This is a genomic window from Acidovorax sp. (assembly GCF_046291265.1).
GTDB lineage: Bacteria > Pseudomonadota > Gammaproteobacteria > Burkholderiales > Burkholderiaceae_C > Acidovorax.
On the sequence record NZ_JBKBTV010000016.1, the window covers coordinates 1 to 19,415 of the forward strand.

20 protein-coding genes are annotated in these 19,415 nt (G+C 63.2%); 11 read left to right on the forward strand and 9 right to left on the reverse strand.

Going from position 1 to position 19,415, the window contains the following annotated elements:
- The coding region (locus tag ACK41V_RS08385; RefSeq protein WP_409780524.1) for a diguanylate cyclase domain-containing protein at positions 1 to 877 on the forward strand (877 nt) is incomplete at its 5' end.
- A gap of 152 nt (positions 878 to 1,029) precedes the next feature.
- On the opposite strand, the gene ACK41V_RS08390 is transcribed toward ACK41V_RS08385, so the two are convergent.
- A complete protein-coding gene (locus tag ACK41V_RS08390) occupies positions 1,030 to 1,269 on the reverse strand; it encodes a hypothetical protein (protein WP_409780527.1) in 240 nt (79 codons plus the stop codon).
- A gap of 29 nt (positions 1,270 to 1,298) precedes the next feature.
- On the opposite strand from ACK41V_RS08390, the gene ACK41V_RS08395 reads away from it, so the two are divergent.
- Entirely contained in the window at positions 1,299 to 2,462 is a 1,164-nt protein-coding gene (locus tag ACK41V_RS08395) for an L-lactate dehydrogenase (protein WP_409780530.1), read from the forward strand.
- Positions 2,463 to 2,580: 118 nt separating this feature from the next.
- Here the strand turns inward: ACK41V_RS08395 and phnX are convergent, their stop codons facing one another.
- The 7 genes from phnX to phnC all read right to left on the reverse strand — a co-directional run bounded on the left by phnX (position 2,581) and on the right by phnC (position 9,833).
- The gene (gene phnX / locus ACK41V_RS08400; protein ID WP_409780533.1) at positions 2,581 to 3,474 is read right to left on the reverse strand and encodes a phosphonoacetaldehyde hydrolase; all 894 of its coding nucleotides are present in this window, start codon (positions 3,472 to 3,474) and stop codon (positions 2,581 to 2,583) included.
- A 25-nt stretch (positions 3,475 to 3,499) separates the two neighbouring features.
- Positions 3,500 to 4,648, reverse strand: a complete 1,149-nt coding sequence (locus tag ACK41V_RS08405; protein ID WP_409780535.1) for a TIGR03364 family FAD-dependent oxidoreductase — start codon at positions 4,646 to 4,648, stop codon at positions 3,500 to 3,502.
- A gap of 70 nt (positions 4,649 to 4,718) precedes the next feature.
- Positions 4,719 to 5,825: an iron-containing alcohol dehydrogenase PsrA gene (psrA, locus tag ACK41V_RS08410; RefSeq protein ID WP_409780538.1), complete on the reverse strand. Its 1,107-nt coding sequence runs from the start codon at positions 5,823 to 5,825 to the stop codon at positions 4,719 to 4,721.
- Positions 5,826 to 5,832: 7 nt separating this feature from the next.
- A complete protein-coding gene (gene phnA, locus ACK41V_RS08415) occupies positions 5,833 to 7,080 on the reverse strand; it encodes a phosphonoacetate hydrolase (protein WP_409780541.1) in 1,248 nt (415 codons plus the stop codon).
- Positions 7,081 to 7,170: 90 nt separating this feature from the next.
- Positions 7,171 to 7,914, reverse strand: a complete 744-nt coding sequence (phnE, locus tag ACK41V_RS08420; RefSeq protein ID WP_409780728.1) for a phosphonate ABC transporter, permease protein PhnE — start codon at positions 7,912 to 7,914, stop codon at positions 7,171 to 7,173.
- A gap of 83 nt (positions 7,915 to 7,997) precedes the next feature.
- On the reverse strand, positions 7,998 to 8,948 hold the full coding sequence (phnD, locus tag ACK41V_RS08425; RefSeq protein WP_409780544.1) for a phosphonate ABC transporter substrate-binding protein: 951 nt from the start codon (positions 8,946 to 8,948) through the stop codon (positions 7,998 to 8,000).
- A 39-nt stretch (positions 8,949 to 8,987) separates the two neighbouring features.
- The gene (gene phnC, locus ACK41V_RS08430; RefSeq protein ID WP_409780547.1) at positions 8,988 to 9,833 is read right to left on the reverse strand and encodes a phosphonate ABC transporter ATP-binding protein; all 846 of its coding nucleotides are present in this window, start codon (positions 9,831 to 9,833) and stop codon (positions 8,988 to 8,990) included.
- Positions 9,834 to 10,027: 194 nt separating this feature from the next.
- Between phnC and ACK41V_RS08435 the strand changes: the two genes are divergently transcribed.
- Positions 10,028 to 10,951, forward strand: coding sequence for a LysR substrate-binding domain-containing protein (locus ACK41V_RS08435; RefSeq protein ID WP_409780550.1), 924 nt, complete (start codon positions 10,028 to 10,030; stop codon positions 10,949 to 10,951).
- A 309-nt stretch (positions 10,952 to 11,260) separates the two neighbouring features.
- Here the strand turns inward: ACK41V_RS08435 and ACK41V_RS08440 are convergent, their stop codons facing one another.
- Positions 11,261 to 11,671, reverse strand: a complete 411-nt coding sequence (locus ACK41V_RS08440; protein ID WP_409780552.1) for a c-type cytochrome — start codon at positions 11,669 to 11,671, stop codon at positions 11,261 to 11,263.
- A 264-nt stretch (positions 11,672 to 11,935) separates the two neighbouring features.
- On the opposite strand from ACK41V_RS08440, the gene ACK41V_RS08445 reads away from it, so the two are divergent.
- The 8 genes from ACK41V_RS08445 (at position 11,936) to ACK41V_RS08480 (ending at position 19,404) form a co-directional block, all read left to right on the forward strand.
- On the forward strand, positions 11,936 to 12,511 hold the full coding sequence (locus ACK41V_RS08445; protein WP_409780555.1) for an RNA polymerase sigma factor: 576 nt from the start codon (positions 11,936 to 11,938) through the stop codon (positions 12,509 to 12,511).
- Positions 12,512 to 12,526: 15 nt separating this feature from the next.
- A complete protein-coding gene (locus ACK41V_RS08450; RefSeq protein WP_409780558.1) occupies positions 12,527 to 13,318 on the forward strand; it encodes an anti-sigma factor domain-containing protein in 792 nt (263 codons plus the stop codon).
- 219 nt (positions 13,319 to 13,537) lie between these two features.
- Entirely contained in the window at positions 13,538 to 15,091 is a 1,554-nt protein-coding gene (locus ACK41V_RS08455) for a DUF4331 domain-containing protein (protein WP_409780561.1), read from the forward strand.
- Positions 15,092 to 15,108: 17 nt separating this feature from the next.
- Entirely contained in the window at positions 15,109 to 15,351 is a 243-nt protein-coding gene (locus tag ACK41V_RS08460; protein WP_409780564.1) for a hypothetical protein, read from the forward strand.
- Between the two features lie 124 nt (positions 15,352 to 15,475).
- Positions 15,476 to 16,612, forward strand: coding sequence for a hypothetical protein (locus tag ACK41V_RS08465; protein ID WP_409780567.1), 1,137 nt, complete (start codon positions 15,476 to 15,478; stop codon positions 16,610 to 16,612).
- 41 nt (positions 16,613 to 16,653) lie between these two features.
- Positions 16,654 to 17,868 (forward strand): HupE/UreJ family protein, encoded by a 1,215-nt coding sequence (locus ACK41V_RS08470; protein WP_409780569.1) that lies wholly within the window; start codon positions 16,654 to 16,656, stop codon positions 17,866 to 17,868.
- A 125-nt stretch (positions 17,869 to 17,993) separates the two neighbouring features.
- Positions 17,994 to 18,926 (forward strand): DUF3034 family protein, encoded by a 933-nt coding sequence (locus tag ACK41V_RS08475; protein WP_409780571.1) that lies wholly within the window; start codon positions 17,994 to 17,996, stop codon positions 18,924 to 18,926.
- Positions 18,927 to 18,939: 13 nt separating this feature from the next.
- Positions 18,940 to 19,404 (forward strand): group I truncated hemoglobin, encoded by a 465-nt coding sequence (locus ACK41V_RS08480; protein ID WP_409780574.1) that lies wholly within the window; start codon positions 18,940 to 18,942, stop codon positions 19,402 to 19,404.
- The last annotated feature ends 11 nt before the right edge of the window (positions 19,405 to 19,415 follow it).

Consider the following 19,415-nt stretch of genomic DNA (forward strand, 5'->3'; position numbering starts at 1 on the left):
CGGCGTCACCTACCTCAACCCCGTGGCCGAACGCCTGACTGGCTGGCAGGCGTTTGACGCGGCAGGCCACAACGTGGACGAGGTGGTGAGCCTGCGCAGCGCAGACAACGACGACCTGCTGGCCAGCCCGCTGCGCGCTGCCATCCAGCAAGCTGCGGTGGTGGACGTGGTGCGTGGCGTGGTGGTGCACCGCCGCAGCGGCCAGCGTTTTCAGGTCGAAGAAACCGCCAGCCCCATCACCGATCGCCATGGCGCGGTGACCGGCGCCGTGGCCGTGCTGCGGGATGTGACCGAGGCCGCGGCCATGGCCGAGCGCATGGCCCACCTGGCGCAGTACGACGCACTGACGGACCTGCCCAACCGTGTGTTGCTGCAAGACCGCGCCCAGCTGGCCATCTCGCAGGCACGGCGCGATGGCAAAAGCCTGGCCGTGATGTACCTCGACCTGGATGGCTTCAAGGCCGTGAACGACAGCCTGGGCCACGATGTGGGCGACCAGCTACTGGTGCAGTTTGCCCAGCGTTTGCAGGCGGCTGTCCGCGCGTCAGACACCGTGTGTCGCCAAGGGGGCGACGAATTTGTGGTGCTGCTGCCGGGGCTTGATGGCGCAGAGGCCGCATGTGGCGTGGCGCGCAAAATTCTGGCGTCGTGCGACGCGCCGTTTCACCTGGCGGGCGAGATGCTGCATGTGGGCCTGAGCGGCGGCATCGCGCTGTACCCCCAGCACGGCGACACGTTTGACGCGTTGTCGCGCCACGCCGACAGCGCGATGTACGCCGCCAAACGCGGCGGGCGCATGCGCTTCATGCTCTACGTCGGGCAGGGCGCCGAGCCCACGGTGGTGTTGGCGGGCACGGTGGTGGTCACCGCCAAGTAGTGAGTGGGAGTTTTCGAGAGTTATTGAGTCGGCACCTTCGCACTGGAAACACCCGTTCGGGCGGTGCCCTTTGGCAGGCTCAGGATAGAAAGCTCAGCATGAACGGTTTTCCGTAGATGGATGCCGACTCCATGCAACCCTTCACGTTCTCATCACGAGGCGCGGAGGACACCAGCCTTGGCGATCGCTTCCTGCACGGTGTCCATGCGCGGTTCTTGGTGCAGTGCCCGGTTTTCTGCAAGGTTCAGCAACAAGGGCAGCTGCCCGCAGCATCGTTCCGTTGACGGGTCGAGTTCTGCTGGTGAAATTTTTGCGGCAGTGCGCCTGCCGTAAATATTTTGCAGACCATCGAAATAATTTTGATGGCTGGGCGGCTCGCCACCGCCTAACATGCAGCGCATCCCCCGTTCTGGAGAGCTGCGTGCCCAATCTGTCCAAAATCACCTGCATCGAAGACCTGCGCGTCATTGCCGAGCGCCGCGTGCCGCGCATGTTTTATGACTATGCCGATTCAGGCTCGTACACCGAGGGCACCTACCGGGCCAACACCACAGATTTTCAGAGCATCAAGCTGCGCCAGCGCGTGGCCGTGAACATGGAAGGCCGCAGCACCCGCACCACCATGGTCGGGCAGGACGTGGCCATGCCCGTGGCCATTGCGCCCACGGGCCTCACGGGCATGCAGCACGCCGACGGTGAGATTTTGGGAGCCAAGGCGGCCAAAGCGTTTGGTATTCCGTTCACGCTGTCCACCATGAGCATCTGCTCTATCGAAGACGTGGCCGAGCACACTGGCAACCACCCCTTCTGGTTTCAGGTGTATGTGATGCGCGACCGCGATTTCATCGAGCGTTTGATCGACCGCGCCAAGGCCGCCAACTGCTCGGCGCTGCAGCTCACGCTGGATTTGCAGATCCTGGGCCAGCGCCACAAGGACATCAAGAATGGTCTTTCGGCTCCGCCGCGGCCCACGCTGAAGAACCTCATCAACCTGGCCACCAAGCCCCGCTGGTGTCTGGGCATGCTGGGCACCCAGCGCCGCAGCTTTGGCAACATCGTCGGCCATGCCAAGGGTGTGGGCGACTTGTCGTCGCTCTCGTCGTGGACGGCCGAGCAGTTTGACCCGCAGCTTAACTGGGGCGATGTGGAGTGGGTCAAAAAACGCTGGGGCGGCAAGCTGATCCTGAAAGGCATCATGGACGCCGAAGACGCCCGCCTGGCCGTTGATAGTGGCGCCGATGCGCTCATCGTCAGCAACCACGGCGGCCGCCAATTGGACGGCGCTCCATCCTCCATCGCCGCGTTGCCGGGCATTGCCGCCGCAGCGGGCAAAGACATCGAAGTGTGGATGGACGGCGGCATTCGCAGCGGGCAAGACGTGCTGAAGGCCCGCGCGTTGGGTGCGCAAGGCACGTTGATCGGCCGCAGCTTTTTGTATGGCCTGGGCGCGTTTGGCGAGGCGGGCGTGACGCGCGCGCTGCAAATCATTCAGAAGGAACTGGACATCACCATGGCGTTCTGCGGGCACACCAACATCAACACGGTGGATCGGTCGATTCTGTTGCCGGGAACCTATCCGGTTTGAAATTTGAGCGCTGCTGTCATCGAGTGAGAGTGACTGGGCGCTTCAGGCGATCACGGCTGAGCGAGCAAGCGAATAAGCACGCCTGAGCCTGCGCATCGTTGAATTCCTGGAATCTGCTCTAGTTGCTGTCGATCTGCGGCTGGGACGGCGAACTACCGCCCATGGAGCCAGCCTGTTCGCCGCGTGCCAGCCGGTGCTGGATATCGTCCAGCACCGGTAGCAGGTCAGCGACCGAGTCGATCACATAGTGCGCTCCGGCGCCATGTAGCTTTGCGGCCGCCGCCGCGCGTCGTGCGATCTGCTGTTCCTCAGAAAGTGCCTGCCAGTCTGCGAGCGACAGGCCCATCGCGTTTCCGCTGACGCACACCCCCACGGTCCAGGTCCCTGCATTCAGCCCTTCTTCGATGCCCACTTCCGTGTCATCGACCTTGACGACAGTCGAGGGCCAGCAAATGCCCAAGTCCGCAAAGGTGCGCCACATCATCAACGGCGTGGGCCGACCCGTGACGAGATCGCCTGCGCACACCAGGCTGTCAGGCACAAAACCGCCACGGGCGGCGATGGCGGACACCACCTCCATGATGGGCCGGTTGTAGCCCGTGGTGGAGCCGACTTTGAGGCCCCGCTGACGGATGGCCGCGACTGTGTCCAGCGCTCCCGGAATGAAATCCGAAAAGTCTGGCACCACGGCCGCGTTGAGAGGTGTGAAAACCTCGTAGAGGCGGTCCACATCAGCGTCGCTCATGGGCTGGCCATAGCGGTCCTGCCATTGTGCGGCGACCTCAGGCAGAAGACCCAACGCGCGGATGTGATCCCACTTGGCCATGCCCATGGGGCCTCGGGCCTGTTCGATGCTGAGCGTGATGCCGAACTGCTCGAAAAGGCGCACGAAGGCACCCATGGGCGCGCAGGAGCCGAAGTCCAGCAAAGTGCCTGCCCAGTCGAAGACAACGGCGCTCAATTGGTCCTGGGCATTAGAAACGGAAGGGGTGGATTGGATGGTGGCGTTCATGAATCGGTTTCAGAGTGAGGGGTGATCACCAGGCAGAGAACACGTCTTCGGCGATGCCAAAGGCCGTGCTCGCGCCGGTGCCGCTGGTGACGAGGACGAGGCGCGTGGAATCGTCGGGCGCATCGATGAGGCAATCCCGGGTGGCGGACGAGGGGTACGTTCCGACCCACCGGGCGGTCACGGTGGCCTGTTGGAGCTTGAGCGTCTCGCGCAGGTGGCGCAGGATCAATGTGTCCACGTGCTCTTGCGCAAAAGGTTCGGGCGCCGCGCCGTAGTGATGCGAGTCGCCTACCACCAGAGAACCGTCGGCGCTCTGCACCACGATGAGGTGGATGCCATGGGCCAGCGACTCGGCCTCCTCGCGCTGCAGTTGGGCCAGCAGTGGCGCAGCTTCGGGCAACTGGCTGTATCCGGGGTAGCGCACCAAACTGAGATCGCCCATCACCGACCCTGGCAACCGGAATCCCGGCTCAGGCGTGACACGCAGCATCTGCAGCTGACACAGGCGCAAGTCCTGGTGGCTCAGTCGCTCGGCAAACAAACCGTGCAGTTCGGTGTTGGTGCAGACTGCCACGCGCTCGGCGCGCAGCACCGCACGCGAGGTGCGCACGAGGGGCGTGGATATCTCCAGCACGGCTTCTCCAAAACGGAAAATCACACCGTGCTGTGCGGCCAGCCAGCGCGCCAGCAGGCCGATGGCCGTGCGGGACTCCACGCGCAGATCGTGTGGGCTGTAGAGTACGGCCTGCGCTGCGTCGAGCTGCAACACCGGCGCGCGCAGGGAGGCTTCGGCCGACGTGAGCAGCTCGCAGCCCTCGCCCATCTCCGTGCGCATGAAGGCTTCCAGAACCGCGTGGGCCGAAGGCCGCTGCGCACGGACGTACAGCCCACGGTGCAGAACCTCGATGCCCGCCTGCGGGGCCACCGTGTCCCACACTTCGCGCGAGCGGCGCGCCCGGCGCCAGGTGTCGCCTGCGCCCTGGCCCGTGACGGTGACAAAGCCGAAGTTGCGAATCGAGGCGCTGACACAGGCGGCGTCACGTTCGACGACGCAGACTTTGAGGCCTCGACGGGCCGCCGTGTAGGCATGGGCCAGGCCCACGATGCCCGCACCGACGACGATCAGATCGAAGTGCGAGGCATTTCTCGTCGGCTTGTGAAGGATATCTGTCATTTCAGGTAGCCATCCGGTGCGGGCTGCTGAGAGGTGGAGCGCCAGAGTCCAGAGAATCGGGGAAGGACGTTCATGCGGCTTCGGCCTCCAGGGCTGGGGCAGAGCCAATGAAGTTGCGCCCGCGTGCGCCGGTCAGTGCGTGCGCGACCATCCGCTCGGCCTCGGCGTCGGACACGCCGTAGTCGGCAAAGTGCGTGCCCACGCCCAGGCCTTCGATAAAGGCCGACAGCCTGCCAGGTGCGTCGGTCAGGGGGCCAAGCGCCTGCTGCAGCACGGCATCCCGCGCAGCGTCGCGCCCGATGGCCCGTGCCAGCACCAGCGGCAAGGGGAAGGCGCACGCAATGCCGTGCGGCAAGCCGTGGCGCAGCGTCATCTCGTACGAGATCGAATGCGCCAGCGCAGTGCGCGTGTTGGAAAAAGCCATGCCTGCCTTCAGGGCGGCCAGCGCCATCCGGCCCCGCAACTGCACGTTGTTCAGCGCCCCCATCAGGGCTGGCAATGTGGCAAAAATCTCTTGAACTGCGGCAACGGCGAAGGTGTCGGAGACCGGGTTGGCATTGACGTTCCAGATCGCTTCCAGCGCGTGCGACAGGGCATCGAGCCCGCTCTGCAGCGTGACGGACGCCGGCAGCGACAGCATGAGTTCTGGGTCGAGCAACGCGACCGAGGGCCAGGTCTGCGGCAGATGCAGCGAATATTTCTTCTGCGCCGCTTGGTCCCAGATCGTTGCCCAAGGCGTTACCTCGCTGCCCGTGCCTGCGGTGGTGGGAACGGCTATGAGTGGCTTGAGACGGGTCGGTGTGAAACCCTTGCCAGCCTCCAGCGCCCGAATCAGTTCGCCGAAGCTGCCATCGGTGGTGCCCACCATCAACGCCTTGGCGGTGTCGATGGCGCTGCCCCCACCCACCGCAATGAGGAGGTCGGCTTGCTCAGGCGCACCCCAGAAGGCTTCGTAGAGCGCGCGCAGCTCGCGCACATCGGGATTGGGTCGCACGTCGTCGATGACCTGGACGAGCGACGGCCCCAGAAGCTGTTCGATGCGATGGACCAGGCCCAGCGCGCGGGCTTCAGGAAAAGTCACAAGTGCCGCTTTGCGGCCGTCCACCAGCGCGGTAAGGGACGTGAGCGAACCGACTCCGTAGACGCTGCGAACGGGGTTAAAAAAAACGTGGGTCATGGGGGTTCTACGTAGAGGCTAGTGTGTGGTTCAACACGAGGTCGAACACATCGAAGTTGCGCAGGCGGCGGCCAGCATCCACGCCCTGCAGAGGCCGGTTGAACAGCAGCGGAACCTTCTGTTCCGACAGGCCGCCGTGGGAGCGCAGCGGCACGTCCAAAGCGCTCAGGTCGTGATCGGCAGGACGGGTGCCGAACACGGTCAGGTGATCGCCCAGCACCACCCAGTCACCGATGCGGTCGGTCGGCAGTTCGAAGCGCTGCGCAGCCTCCTCGCGCGGCAGCACCTGCTCCACGCCCGGTTGCACGCTCAGAACCTCTTGCACGCTCGAACCGAAAGCAGAAGCCGCATAGACCGTTGCAAAGGAGCCCAGCGCCCCGTGATGCACCACATAAGGGTCGGTGATGGGCAGGATCACGCGCGTGCTGCCAGCGCCCAGGCGTTCATCCAGAATCTGCTGCAGATAGAGCACCTGGGGCTGTCCGGCTGCGTCGGTTTTGGCGCTCATGCCATGGTCGGCTGTCAGACCGATCACTGCGCCCAGCGCGTCCATGCGGCCCAGGTAGCCGTCCATCATGGCGTAGAAATCGTTCGCTTCGGTCGTGCCGGGCGCGGCCTTGTGCTGCACGTAGTCGGTGGTCGACAGGTACATCAGGTCGGGGCGCCTCGTCTTTAGCAAGGCCACGCTGGCGGCAAAGACAAACTCGCTGAGATCGGCGCTGTAGACCGATGGCAACGGACGGCCGACCAGATCCAACGCATGGTCGATGCCGCCATCCGCCAGCGTCGCCTGGTCCGCCTTTTCGGCCGAGAAGCAGATGCCACGCAGGCCATGCCCCAGCAGGCGGCGCAGCTTGTCCTTGGCCGTTACGGCTGCGACGACGGCGCCTGCTTGCGCAAACGCGGCCAGCAAGGTGGGCGCTCGCAGGTAGGCGGGGTCGTTCATCATCACCTCGCCGCCGGTCGTCACATCGTAAAAGTAGTTGCCGCAGATGCCGTGCACCGAAGGCGGAACGCCCGTCACGATCGAGACGTTGTTGGGGTTGGTGAAGCTGGGCACCACGCTGTCGCCGGTCAGTGCGCCGTAACGCGACAGCACGCTGTCCAACCATGGCGTGACACCTGCACGGCGGGCCTGCACGAGGTAGTCGGGCTCGCAGCCATCAACACACACCACGACCACGGGCGCTTGCGGCCAGGCGTAGCGGCGCCCATTCACCTCGATAGCTTGTTGGGAATGTGGGGAAAGGGTCATCACAGGAATTCTTCAAAAAGGCACAGAGCGGGCATGCGCGCATCGGTGTGGTGCAGCCCTGGCCGAAGCCAGGATTGCGCCAAGGCGTTGTCAGATGAAGCGCTTGCGCACCTTGGCCGACACCACGTCGATCAGCGATACCGTGACCACCAAGATCAACAGAACGGCCGCAGTCTGGCCGTACTGGAAACTGCGAATCACCTCGTACAGCACCACACCGATGCCGCCCGCGCCCACCATGCCAACCACGGAGGCCGAACGCACGTTCGACTCGAAGCGGTACAGCGTGAAGCTGAGCCACAGCGGCATCACCTGCGGGATGACACCATGGATCACTTCTACCAGGCGGTGGCCGCCGGTGGCACGGATGCCTTCCACCGGGCGCGGGTCGATGGCCTCCACCGACTCGGAGAACAGCTTGGCCAGCGTGCCGGTGGTGTGGATCGCCAGGGCCAGCACGCCTGCGAAGGGACCAAGCCCGACGGCGACGATGAATAGCATTGCGAACACCATCTCGTTGATGGCGCGGCAGGCATCCATGAGGCGGCGCATGGGCTGATACACCCAGGCCGGCGCCACGTTGGAGGCACACAGCAGGCCTGCGGGCACGGCGGCCACCAAGGCCAGTACCGTGCCCCAGATGGCGATGTGCAGCGTGACCAGCATCTCCTTGGCGTAGATCCGCCAGTCGCGGAAGTCAGGCGGGAAGAAGTCGCTGGCGTAAGTGCTGATGTTGCCCGCATCGCGAACCAGGTCCAGCGGCCGGATCTCGGCACCCCGCCAAGCCCAGGCCAGCACGCCCATCACGGTCGCCCACACCACGTAGGTCAACACGCCCGGGCGCTCGCTTTCGGCGCGCGCCCGTAGGCGCTCCAGCGCTGCATCGCTGGGCGCGGCGCGGTGAAAGGTTGCGGTGTTCACAGTTTCAGTGCCGCCAGCTTGGCGTCAATCTCGGCCAGTTGCTTGGCGCGCGTTGCAGCGTCCAGCGCGGTGTCGTTCTCGACCTTGCTGCGGTCCTTGAACAGCTCCAGTTGCCGAATCGGCACCAACTGCGCATTGCTGGACTCGCGGAAGCCGCCGTAGTTGTAGATGTTCTTGAGGATCGTCTTTTCCTGTTCATCCGTCTTGGCGTAGTTCAGGACGAAGTTCTTGATCTTTGCTTTCACGGCCGGGTCCAGGTCCTTGCGCCAGACGAAGGGGTCGCTCGGGATCAGCGGGCTTTCCCACAGCACGCGCAGTTGGCTGGCCAGCTCGGGCTTGCTGGCTTTCAGCTTGTCCATCTCTTCGGTGTTGTTGGTGGCCACGTCGATCTGGCGGGCCAACACAGCTTGGATGTTGGCGCCGTGGCTGGCGTTGCGCGCCGTCTTGAAGGCCGTGCGGTAGTCGATCTTGTTTTGTGAGAACAGGTAGAAGGTCGGCACCAGGAAGCCCGATGTGGAGTTTGGGTCGCCGATGCCGAAGTTCAGCGACTTGCCGTTCTTCACCACGTCCTCCCACGACTTCAGGGGGCTGTCGTTGCGCGTGATGAGCAGGCTTTTGTAGCCGAAGCTGCCATCAGCAAACATGACCTGCGCAAAGACCTCGCCGTTGGCACGGTCCACGGCTTCCATAGCGGACTTGTTGCCGTACCAGGCCACCTGGATTTTGTTAAAGCGCATGGCTTCGATCACACCCGCGTAGTCGGGTGCGTAGAAGGACTTGACGCTCAGGCCTGTCTTCTTCTCCATGTCCTTAAAGAAGGGCTCCCAGCGTTCGCGCTGGGTGGACGCGGAGTCGGTGGCGATGATGCCGAAGTTGATGTCCTGCGCATGGGCGAAAGCCGCTGCGGCAGACAGGGCAGCAATGGCGAGGGTACGAAGCTTGAGCATGTAATTTCCTTTGGGGGTTGAAGGGAGTGGGTGCTGGCGTCAGGCCGCCAGCGCGAGTGGGATCACGTTGTTGACAGAGTCTTCGGTGCCTGGTTTTTCGGTACCCGGTTCTTGCAGCAGCTCTGCTGCGGCAGTGCCGTAGAGCTGTTCAAGAAAGCGCGGAGTCAACGCATCGCTGGGGCCGTCGTAGACCAAAGCGCCATCGCGCAGGGCCACCACGCGGTCGCAGTAGCGCTGCGCCAAGGCCACGTGGTGCAAGCTCACGACGAGCGTCATGCCGGACTCGCGGTTCAGGGCCGCCAGGTGCTCCATCACGCGGTGGGTGGACTGAGGATCCAGCGACGCAACCGGCTCATCGGCCAGCACCAGTTCAGCGCCCTGCAAGAGGACGCGGGCGATGGCTGCACGTTGCTGCTGACCACCCGACAGCGTCGATGCGCGCTGGAAGGCCTGGGGCATCAGGCCAATGGCATCGAGCGCGTCCAAGGCACGGGCCTGGTCATTCACGTGATATCGACCGGCCAGTGCGCGCCACAGCGGCGCCTCAGCAGCCAATCCCGTCATCACGTTGTTCATCACGCTCAGGCGGCCGACCAGGTTGAACTGCTGAAAGATCACGCCGATGCGCCGCCGCAGTGCGCGGATGTCCGGGCTGAGCCGACCTCGTGCCTGCAGCAACTGGCCAAAGGCTTCGATGCGGCCGCCGTCCGGGTCGGTGGTTTCGAGCCCGCACAGACAGCGGATCAGTGTCGACTTGCCAGAGCCGGAGGCACCCAGCAGTGCGACGCGCTCGCCGCGCCGCACCTCCAGAGAGACATTTCGCAGAGCCTGATGACTGCCGTAACTGCGCTTCACGGAGCTTGCGCTCAAGACGATGGGATTCATGAGATGGGAGGCCTTGCACGCCGAGTTGGCGATGGCCTTGCAACAGGGATGACGGCAGTATTTCGGCGCTGTTTGACGATTCCGTGACAGCGGAAGCTCCCTCAGCTATTTAGTCCATACAAAAAACTGTCATCAACTATTGATTCAATCTATGGATTCACCCAGACCCACCTGAACCTGTCTCCACACCTCCCATGCGACTGACCCAACTACGTTCTTTCCACGCAGTAGCAACCACCGGCAGCTTCACGGCCGCGGCCCGAAGCCTGCATGTCAGCCAGCCCACGGTGACTACGCAAGTGGGCCAACTGGAAGTGCTCTACGGCGTCGAGCTCTTCCATCGCGCGGGACGACGGGTTCGACCCACAGAGATGGGCGAACGCCTGATGACCTTGTCGCGGCAGATCTTTGGGTTGGAAGCGGAGGCTGTGCAATTGCTGCGAGAGTCGGGTGAGCTGCGCACGGGCCACCTGCGCGTGGCAGCGGTTGGTCCGTCACACGTCACGCGGATGCTGGTGGCGTTCAACCAGCACTATCCGGGAATCACGGTATCGGTGAGCACTGGCAATTCGCAGGAGGTTTTGGACCGGCTGGCGGATTACAGCGCCGATGTGGGCGTGCTCGCGCAGGTTGCTCACGACGAGCGCTTCGTATCCGTGCCCTATAGCGAGCACGCAGTGACCATTTTTTGTTCGACACAGCATCCCTTTGCACTGCGCCGCAGTATTGGAATTGCCGAGCTGCAGGGCGAGAGACTGATCCTTCGCGAATCGGGTTCTACGACCCGCAAGGCCATTGAAATGGCCATGGAGTCGGCGGGTGTGAAGCCCGATGTGGTCATGGAGATCGCCAGCCGCGAGATCATCCGCGAGGCGGTGCTGCAGAACGTTGGTGTAGCGGCCGTCTCGGAGGTGGAATATGTTCCAGGCCCCGGCTTGCGCGCAGTGCGAATCAGCGATGCCAAAGTGCGAACGTACGCGCACGTGGTGTGTTTGGCAGAACGTCAGAACAGCGCCATGGTGCGTGCCTTTGTGCAGTGCGCGCAGGATGCTCGACCTGCGAAGGAATCGGGCGCTCCCCAACGTTCAGCCACACCGTCGCTCTCGACCAACCCATAGCGCAGACCTCTTTGCGGAGAACAGCGGATGTTGCGGGCTGAAAGGAAAATCGTCTTCCATTGCCGCACCCGCCGCTTGGAGTGCAATAGACGTTTGCGAAGGCCGACGCGATGGTGGCCGGTGGCCGAAGCGGGGCACATCTCTGCGGACTGATCAATGAGTGGGTGGGCGGGGCACGGACTCATCGTGCTTCCCATGAGTTCTGTTCACAGATTTTTTAAGCAAAAATAGCCTCTAGCGCTTATCCATCAAGCGCTAGCAGCTATCAAATTTGAATCTCTCGCCGATGGATGTGTGCCATGCGCTGCCTCAGCGCAGACGCTTGAGCGTGGCGAGATACGCCACCACATCCTCACGCTCGCGTTCATCGTCCAGTTGGTAGTCCATGCCCTGGCCGGGGATCAGCGCCTCGGGGTTGGTCAGCCAGGCCTTGAGCGTGGCGCGTGTCCACAGCAGCTTGCTGCGCTGCAGCGCGGGCGAATAGTCAAAATCTTTGAGCGCCCCCGCGCGACGGCCCACCACGCCCACATGCGCGGGGCCGTCTCCGTGCACGTTGACGCTGTGGCAACTGCTGCAATGCGCTGCATAGACGGCGCGCCCCCGCTCCACGGATTGCGCCCTGCCGGGGCTGTGGGCGGCGCACAGCACAAGCAGTGCGGCCAATGTGGCAGTTGAACGAACGCGGTGCGAGGGAGGCGAGAGCAGGGGCTGGGTTTGCATGGGCGGCGGTTGAATGAAAGGGAGTGCGCTGGCGACCCGGCAGAGCGCGCAAGGCGATGTGGACCCTTGGAGTACGGCCCGGACCCGCGGCTGGATTCAACCGGCGGGCACATCCCTCTGGCAGTCTCTTCACGACGGGTGCTCGCCAGAAAACAGGTTTTTTTTGCCGCTGGCTACATCCAAAGGGCTGGTTGTGGCGTATTCACCTACAACAGCAAATCCCTGCAACCCCGTGAAAACCGGCCTATCCCAGAGAATGGGCGCATGAGCACCCCCCAACCAGATCGTGAACTGATGGACCTTCTTGACCGCATCGCCGCGCAGGACGACTCCGCGCTCAAAAGGCTGTACGAGCGCACCTCGTCACCGCTTTTTGGACTGGCGTTGCGCATTGTTCGCAACCGCGATGCGGCCGAGGACGTGCTGCAAGAGGCGTTCATGGGCATCTGGCGCGGGGCCGGCAACTACCGCGCCTCGCTCAGCCCGCCGATGGCGTGGATGGGGCTCATCGTGCGCAGCAGGGCGCTGGATGCTTTGCGCAAACGCACCAGCGACCGCTCGGACCTGATGAACGAGCTGGACGACGACATGGCGCAGATTCTGGAAGGCGACTCGCCCAACCCCATGGATGCCGCCGACGCCAGCGAACAGGCCTTTGCCTTGCACCAGTGCCTGGGCAAGTTGGACCACAAACAGCGCGAAGTGGTCAGCCTGGCCTACCTGCGCGACCAAAGCCACGGTGAGCTGGCCGAACAGCTCAAGCTGCCGCTGGGCACCGTCAAGACCTGGATTCGGCGCGGGCTGGAACAGCTGCGCACCTGCATGGCACGTTACGCCTGAGCACGGAAGGTCACCATGAACATCACCCAACACCCCGAACTGCTCGACCGCCTGGCTGCCAACTATGCACTGGGCACACTGCGCGGCGGCGCACGCCGTCGCTTTGAAACCCTGGCCCGCGAGCACGCCACCGTGCGCGCCGCCGCCCTGGTGTGGCAGACCCGATGGTCCGGCCTGACCGAGCTGCAGCCCGCAGTCAACCCCGCTGACGTTGTATGGACGCGCATCGACAACCTGGTGCAGGCCGACAAGGCCGCCGCCGCCATGCAGGCTGCACGCGCTGCCGAGCCGCCCGCAGCCCACGTCGGCTGGTGGCGCAACCTGCTGGTGTGGCGCGGCGCTGCGGCGGCCGGGGCCATTGCCACGGTGGCCGCGGTGCTGGTCGGCGTGCAGGTCAACGGCGGTCTGCGCACCACCTCGGGCGCGCAGATTGCTGCACTGCAGCAGCAGTTGCAGGCGGCGCCGCAGATTCAATACGTGGCGGTGTTGGCGGACGACAAGGCTGCCGCATCGATGCTGGTCACCTTCGATCCCAAGAACAACCAGCTAGTGCTGCAACGCGTGGGCGGCTTCCAGGAAGGTGCGGACAAGTCCCTGCAACTGTGGGCGCTGCCACCCGCCGGTGGCCCGCGTTCGCTGGGGGTGCTGGGGCAAGACAAGCTGCTCAAGCTCGTGGCCGACGAGGGCGACGTGAAAGAAGTCCCCACATTGGCAATTAGCCTGGAGCCGCGTGGCGGAGTGCCTGGTGCCACCGGCCCCACTGGACCCGTGCTTTTCAAGGGATCTTTGATTCGGAAAGAGACATGATTTTTTGCAGCGGCGCGCTTTGATTGGTTGTTTCAAATCACAGATTTTTTGCGGATGTGGCATCGGTAGTTTCCCGATTTGCATCGCCTTTATTTGCTGTTTTTTGCGTCGGCAATAGAAAGAATGGGGCTGGAGAGAAAAACCACATCCAAAGGGCTGTGGGGTCCGTAGTGGATGGTGGGAGGCGCCGCTTCCCTACTTACCCACGAGGAGATCTCCATGAATTTGAGGAAACTCAATTTAGTTGCAGTTGCTGCAATGGCCGTTTGCACTGCGGGTGTCAGTCTGGCATCCAGCCACCGCGAGGCCCCGTTCATCACGACCCAGCCCAAGGTTGATGGCGCCGATTTTTATCTGTTTAACAGCTATGAACCGGGGCGAGCGGCTTTTGTCACGATGATCGCCAACTACCTCCCCTTGCAGGACGCATATGGTGGGCCTAATTATTTCAGCCTGGATTCCAATGCGCTGTATGAGATCCATATCGACAACAACGGCGATGCGTCAGAAGACATCACGCTGCAGTTTCGCTTCAAGAACACGCTGAACAACGCGGGCAACGGCATCACGCTGGACATCGGCGCAGATGGCGCCAAGAAAAAAGTGGCTATTCCACTGCGCAACGCCGGTGGTATCAGCGGTGGCGCATCTGACCCGCTGTCCTACCGCGAAGAGTATGAGATGTTCATTGTGCGTGGCGATCGCCGCACGGGTAAGCGCGAGCAGATCACGATGGCGGGCGGAGGCAGCACCTTCACCAAACCGATTGACTACATCGGAGAGAAGTCACTGGGCAACGCCGCAACCTATGACGCCTACGCAGGTAAATATGTCTATGGCATCAACATCCCCGGGTGCTCCACTCCCGGCAAGGTATTTGTCGGCCAACGCCAAGATCCGTTTGCCGTATCGCTTGGTACCATTTTTGATCTGGTCAACGCGCCTGCAGGCGTGATCACGAGCGAGTCGAATGCCGCGGCCTTTGGCGCCGGGCAGATCGCCAGCAAGAACGTGACTTCGCTCGCCGTGGAAATGCCCACCAACTGCTTGACCGCTGCTTCGGGCGAAAAAGTGATCGGTGGCTGGACCACGGCCAGCCTGCGCCAGGCCCGATTGCTCAACGGCAAGCCGGAGTCGGGCCTGCAAGCCAGCGAAAAGGCGGGTGGCGCATGGACACAGGTGTCGCGCCTGGGCATGCCGCTGGTCAATGAAGTGGTGATTGGCCTCAAGGACAAGGACAAGTTCAACGCGTCCAAGCCCAAGGATGACGCCGCCAACTTTGCGGACTATGTCACCCACCCCACGCTGCCAGCGTTGATCGAGGTGTTGTTTGGTGCCAAGGCCCCCACCAACTTCCCGCGCACAGATCTGATGACCGCGTTTTTGACGGGCTTGCCCACGGTTAACCGCCCTGGCAACGTCACGGCCCTCGGTGCGGGAGGCCCCTTGGCCGAAATGCTGCGCCTGAACACGGGCATTGCGGCCACTGCTGCGGGCGCTCAAAGCTCTTTGGGTGTGGTGGCGGGCGATGCTGCGGGCTTCCCGAATGGTCGGCGCCTGGGGGACGACGTGGTGGATGTTTCTCTGCGGGTCGCCATGGGAGCGCTGTGCACTGTCACGGGTGCCGCAGACGCGTTGAAGGTAGGTTGCAAGCCTGCAGACGCACCTGCGGGCGGTGTGGAGTTTGTGGATGGGTCACGCACCAAGGCCACGGACTACCGCACCGCCTTTCCATACGTGAACCCACCCCTGCCAGGCGCCAAGAACTTCTGATTCAAAGGAGCAAGACCATGCACAAAATACTTCGAACTCAACAGTGGGCGCTCGCACTGGTGGCCCTGCTTGCAGTTGCAGGCTGCGGAGGCGGTAACGACAACACCGCTGATACAGGCGCGGGGCCCGTTGTGGTGGATGCCTTTGCCTACGTTCGGCCCATTGTGGCCAGCGGTGCATCAGAAACCGCTGAGCCCCAGGAGGTGAACCAGATCGTGCTGTCCAGCAGCGAGACCCAAGAGCCTGATTCGCGGCTCTGAAGGTTGTGCAGTGACCCCGTGACTGCACGTTTGCGCGTGCGCATCGGGGTCACTGCGGGCCCTGCTTTCCTGCGAGATCGTGAACGCGATCTCAGCTCCCTTCCCCATTTCGCGCAAAGACGACATGAAAAGCTCTGTTCACCGGTATTTGGTCCTGGGCGTTGCGCTTTGGAGTTGCGCATTGCTTGCAGCGGTGCCGAAAGATCTTCGTCCCAGCGTGGATACCGAGGTGATCGAAAAACTGCCCGCGCGGGTCAGTGCAGCCCCGGCCACCCCCCAGGCTGCTGCCGAGGCCGCTCGCCGCTGGATCACCCTCTCCCGCGAGACGTCAGACCCTCGCTACCTGGGGCGCGCGCAAGGCGCAATGGCCCGCTGGTGGAACCAGCCCGACGCACCCTCCGACCTGATGGTTTTGCAGGCTACCGTTGAGCAAAGCCGACATGAATTTTCTGCAGCACGCGCCACTTTGCAGCGCGCCTTGCAGGCCAATCCGGCCCACACGCAGGGCTGGCTCACCCTGGCCACGCTGGAGCGTGTGGCTGCACGTTATTCCGCTTCTGAGTCGGCATGCCGCAACGTGGCGCGGTATGGCGCAGCGCTGTATGCCACGGCCTGCTTGTTGGAGAACAAGTCATTGCAGGGTCAGCATGATGCAGCGCGCAAGGGCTTCACGGCGCTGACACTGCAATTGGACGACTCGCCGAACCGTGCGTGGGTCCTCTCGCTCCTGGCCGAGAGTGAGGAGCGAGCCGGTCGCGACGACGCTGCCGACGCTGCTTACCGCCGCAGCCTGGCGGACGCGACCGATGGCTACACCGCGCTGGCTTACGCTGACCTGCTCCTGCGGCGCAGCCGAGCGGAGGCTGCTATTGAAGTTCTCAAAAACCAGCCAGAAAGTGATGGTGTGCTGTTGCGGCGCGCCTACGCGCTGCGCTTGATCGGCGACGCTGGCTGGAAAGGGTTGACGAGCGATCTGCAGGGCCGTTACGCCGCCATTGCCGCCCGCGGTGAGGAGCTGGATACGCATGCCCGCGAGCGCGCCTTGCTCGCCCTGTGGCTTCAAGGCGATCCGTCGGATGCCTGGCGTGCTGCGCAAGCCAACCTGGCGTTGCAAAAGGAGCCCCTTGACTGGTGGCTGGCGTTACAGACATCCGAGCAAGCTGGCGATGCGTCGGCGCACCAGGCTGTTCGGCAGGCCTTGCTTCAGTCGGGCCTCAAGGATGCGCGCCTGGCACGGTGGCAGATTGAGGGGGCTCGATGATGCGGTTTTTCCAACGAACAAACACCGTTTGTAAAAACTGGGTGCCAAGCGTCTGGTTGGTTGTTGCTGGTGCGCTGGCACCCCCTGCCTGGGCGCACAAGGCCAGCGATGCCTACCTGCGCGTATCTGATGTGGCTGCGTCCAATGGACAAAGCCCCTCGGGTGCGGTGGGGCTGCAACTGTCGCTCGCGCTCAAGGATGTGGATGCTGCGCTTGAACTGCTGGATGCGGATGGCGACCGGAAGCTCACTTGGGGGGAGATTCGACAAGCCACCCCGGCCGTCGCGCAGTGGGCGAGTGCGGGTGTGCAGTGGCAGTGCGGTGACGTGGTAACGCCCTTGGCATGGCGCTTTGAAGCGCTGGAGCAGCGCACCGATGGCCGGTATATCCGTTTTGCCTCCGCGCTGGACTGCCCCGCCGCCAAGACCCTGGCACTCACCTACCGTTTGATGCAGGGTATCGACCCCACACATCGCTTGCTGGTGAGTGGCGAGCTGAACCAACAGCCGTTGGCTGCTGCGCTGGCGCCCGACGGACGTTCCAGCAGCGATCTGCGGACGGCACGACTTGGTGATTCCTCGGGAGTTTTGAGCCCCCAGACGTCCAGCACCACCCGCGGCGGTTTCGCCACGATGCTGCACTTTGTCACCGAAGGTGTGCATCACATCCTGGAGGGGTACGACCACTTGGCATTTCTGCTGGCTTTGTTGCTGCCGATTTCTCTGCTGCAGCGGCGCAGGTCCACCCGCAAGGATGCTGCCGGGTTTTTTAGCGAGTCCCCGGAGAAGGCCCACCAGAGTGGAATCAAAACACTGCTGATCACAGTGACCAGTTTTACGCTGGGCCACTCGGTCACGCTGGTGTTGGCGGGCCTGGGTTGGGTCACCGTGTCGGGCAACTGGGTGGAGCCGGCAATTGCCATCAGCATTGGAATATCGGCGTTGCTCAACCTGTTTCCCGTCAAGGGCCTGCAAAGCGTATGGCTGGCCCTGGGCTTTGGGCTGGTACACGGGCTGGGTTTTTCTGGGGTACTGGTGGAGGCAGGGGTCTCTGGCACCTTGTTGGTGTGGGCGCTGGCGGGGTTCAACCTGGGGGTAGAAGCAGGCCAGCTCATGGTGGTGGCCCTGTGGTGCGCGGTCTCTGTGGTCTTGGTGCGCTGGTCGCTGTATCACACCGTGGTGGTGCGCGGCGGCTCGGTCGCTTTACTGGTTTTGTCCCTGTACTGGACCGTCCAGCGGATCGCTTCTTCGGGATGACCGTGCGATTGAACCGCGGTTGCGCGCAAAGACCTTGGTACGCACTCAAATTTTGAATCCAGCCGATGTTCCTGTGCGTAACTACGCTGCAGTAGCATTTTTTAACAAAATACAGGAACACCGCTATGAATACATCCCATTTGTTTGTAGTGACGGCCGGACTCGCGCTCGCCGCTATTTCTGCCCAGGCGGACACCGGCAAGCTGCTGCTGACCGGCGGCGTCAGCACCATTGCCGGGTCGGCCGGCGGCGGGTTGACGCCTTGGGCCGTCATCGGCAGCAACGCCACGGCCGGTGAGGTGGGCTTCAGCGGCTACGTTACGCGCGCGGCCACGCAGGACTATGGCCTCACGGGCTACGGCGTGGCGGTGGGGCTTCATGACCGGGTGGAACTGTCGCTGGCGCGCCAGGATTTCGATGCATCTCCCGCCATCGCCTTGAACGGCATCGCGCCCTTTGGCGTCACGCCGGGCCAGCACATCAAGATGGATGTGATCGGCATCAAGGTCAAGGTAGCGGGCGATGCCGTGCTGAACGCTGATTCGTTCATGCCGCAGATCGCCGTGGGGCTGGAGCACAAGCAGACGCGCCCCGGCTCCATCGGGTCGGTACTCGACTTTCTGGGCACCAAAACCAGCGGCACCGATGTGTATGTGAGCGCCACCAAGCTGCTGCTGGCGCAAAGCCTGCTGGTCAACGGCACGCTGCGCTACACCAACGCCAACCAGAACGGCCTGCTGGGTTTTGGCTCTGCCGCACCGGGTAAAAACAGCCGCAGCCTGCAGCCCGAGTTCTCCATTGCCTATCTCATCAACAAGAACCTGGCGGTGGGCGCTGAATATCGCTTCAAGCCCAACAACCTGCAGGCGCTGGGTGCCGCTGTGGGCCTGGGCGCAGCGCTGCGCGAGGACGACTGGAAGGACATCTTCATCGCCTGGGCGCCCAGCAAGAACCTGTCGCTGACGCTGGCCTATGTGGACCTGGGCCGCATCGTGCCGGGCGTCACCAACAACCGCCGCCAGACGGGTTACTACCTGTCGGCCCAAGTCGCTTTCTGAGGAGATTGTTTCCATGACGCACCCCAAAACCCTCATTGCCATCGCCCTTTCACTCGCGCTGAGCAATCTGCTGGCCCAGCCAGCCTTTGCGCAGACCAGCCCCGTCACGGCCACGGCGCCCGCAGGCCTGTACCAGGCGCTGGGCGAAAAGCCCGGCATCACCCGCTTGATGGACGACTTTGTGAACCGCGTGGTCAAAGACCCGCGCATCGGCGGCCATTTCAAGGACGTAAAACCCGCCGCCCTCAAGGAGAGCCTGACCGACCAGATCTGCCAGTTGAGCGGGGGGCCTTGCAAATATGAAGGCGCTGACATGAAATCGGCCCATGCCGACATGGACATCAACAAGGGCCATTTCAACGCCCTGGTCGAGGTGCTGCAAAGCGCCATGGATGCCCAGGGCATACCGTTCGCCCAGCAAAACCGCCTGCTGGCCTTGCTGGCGCCCATGCACCGCGATGTGATCACCATCCGCTGAAAAAATGTACC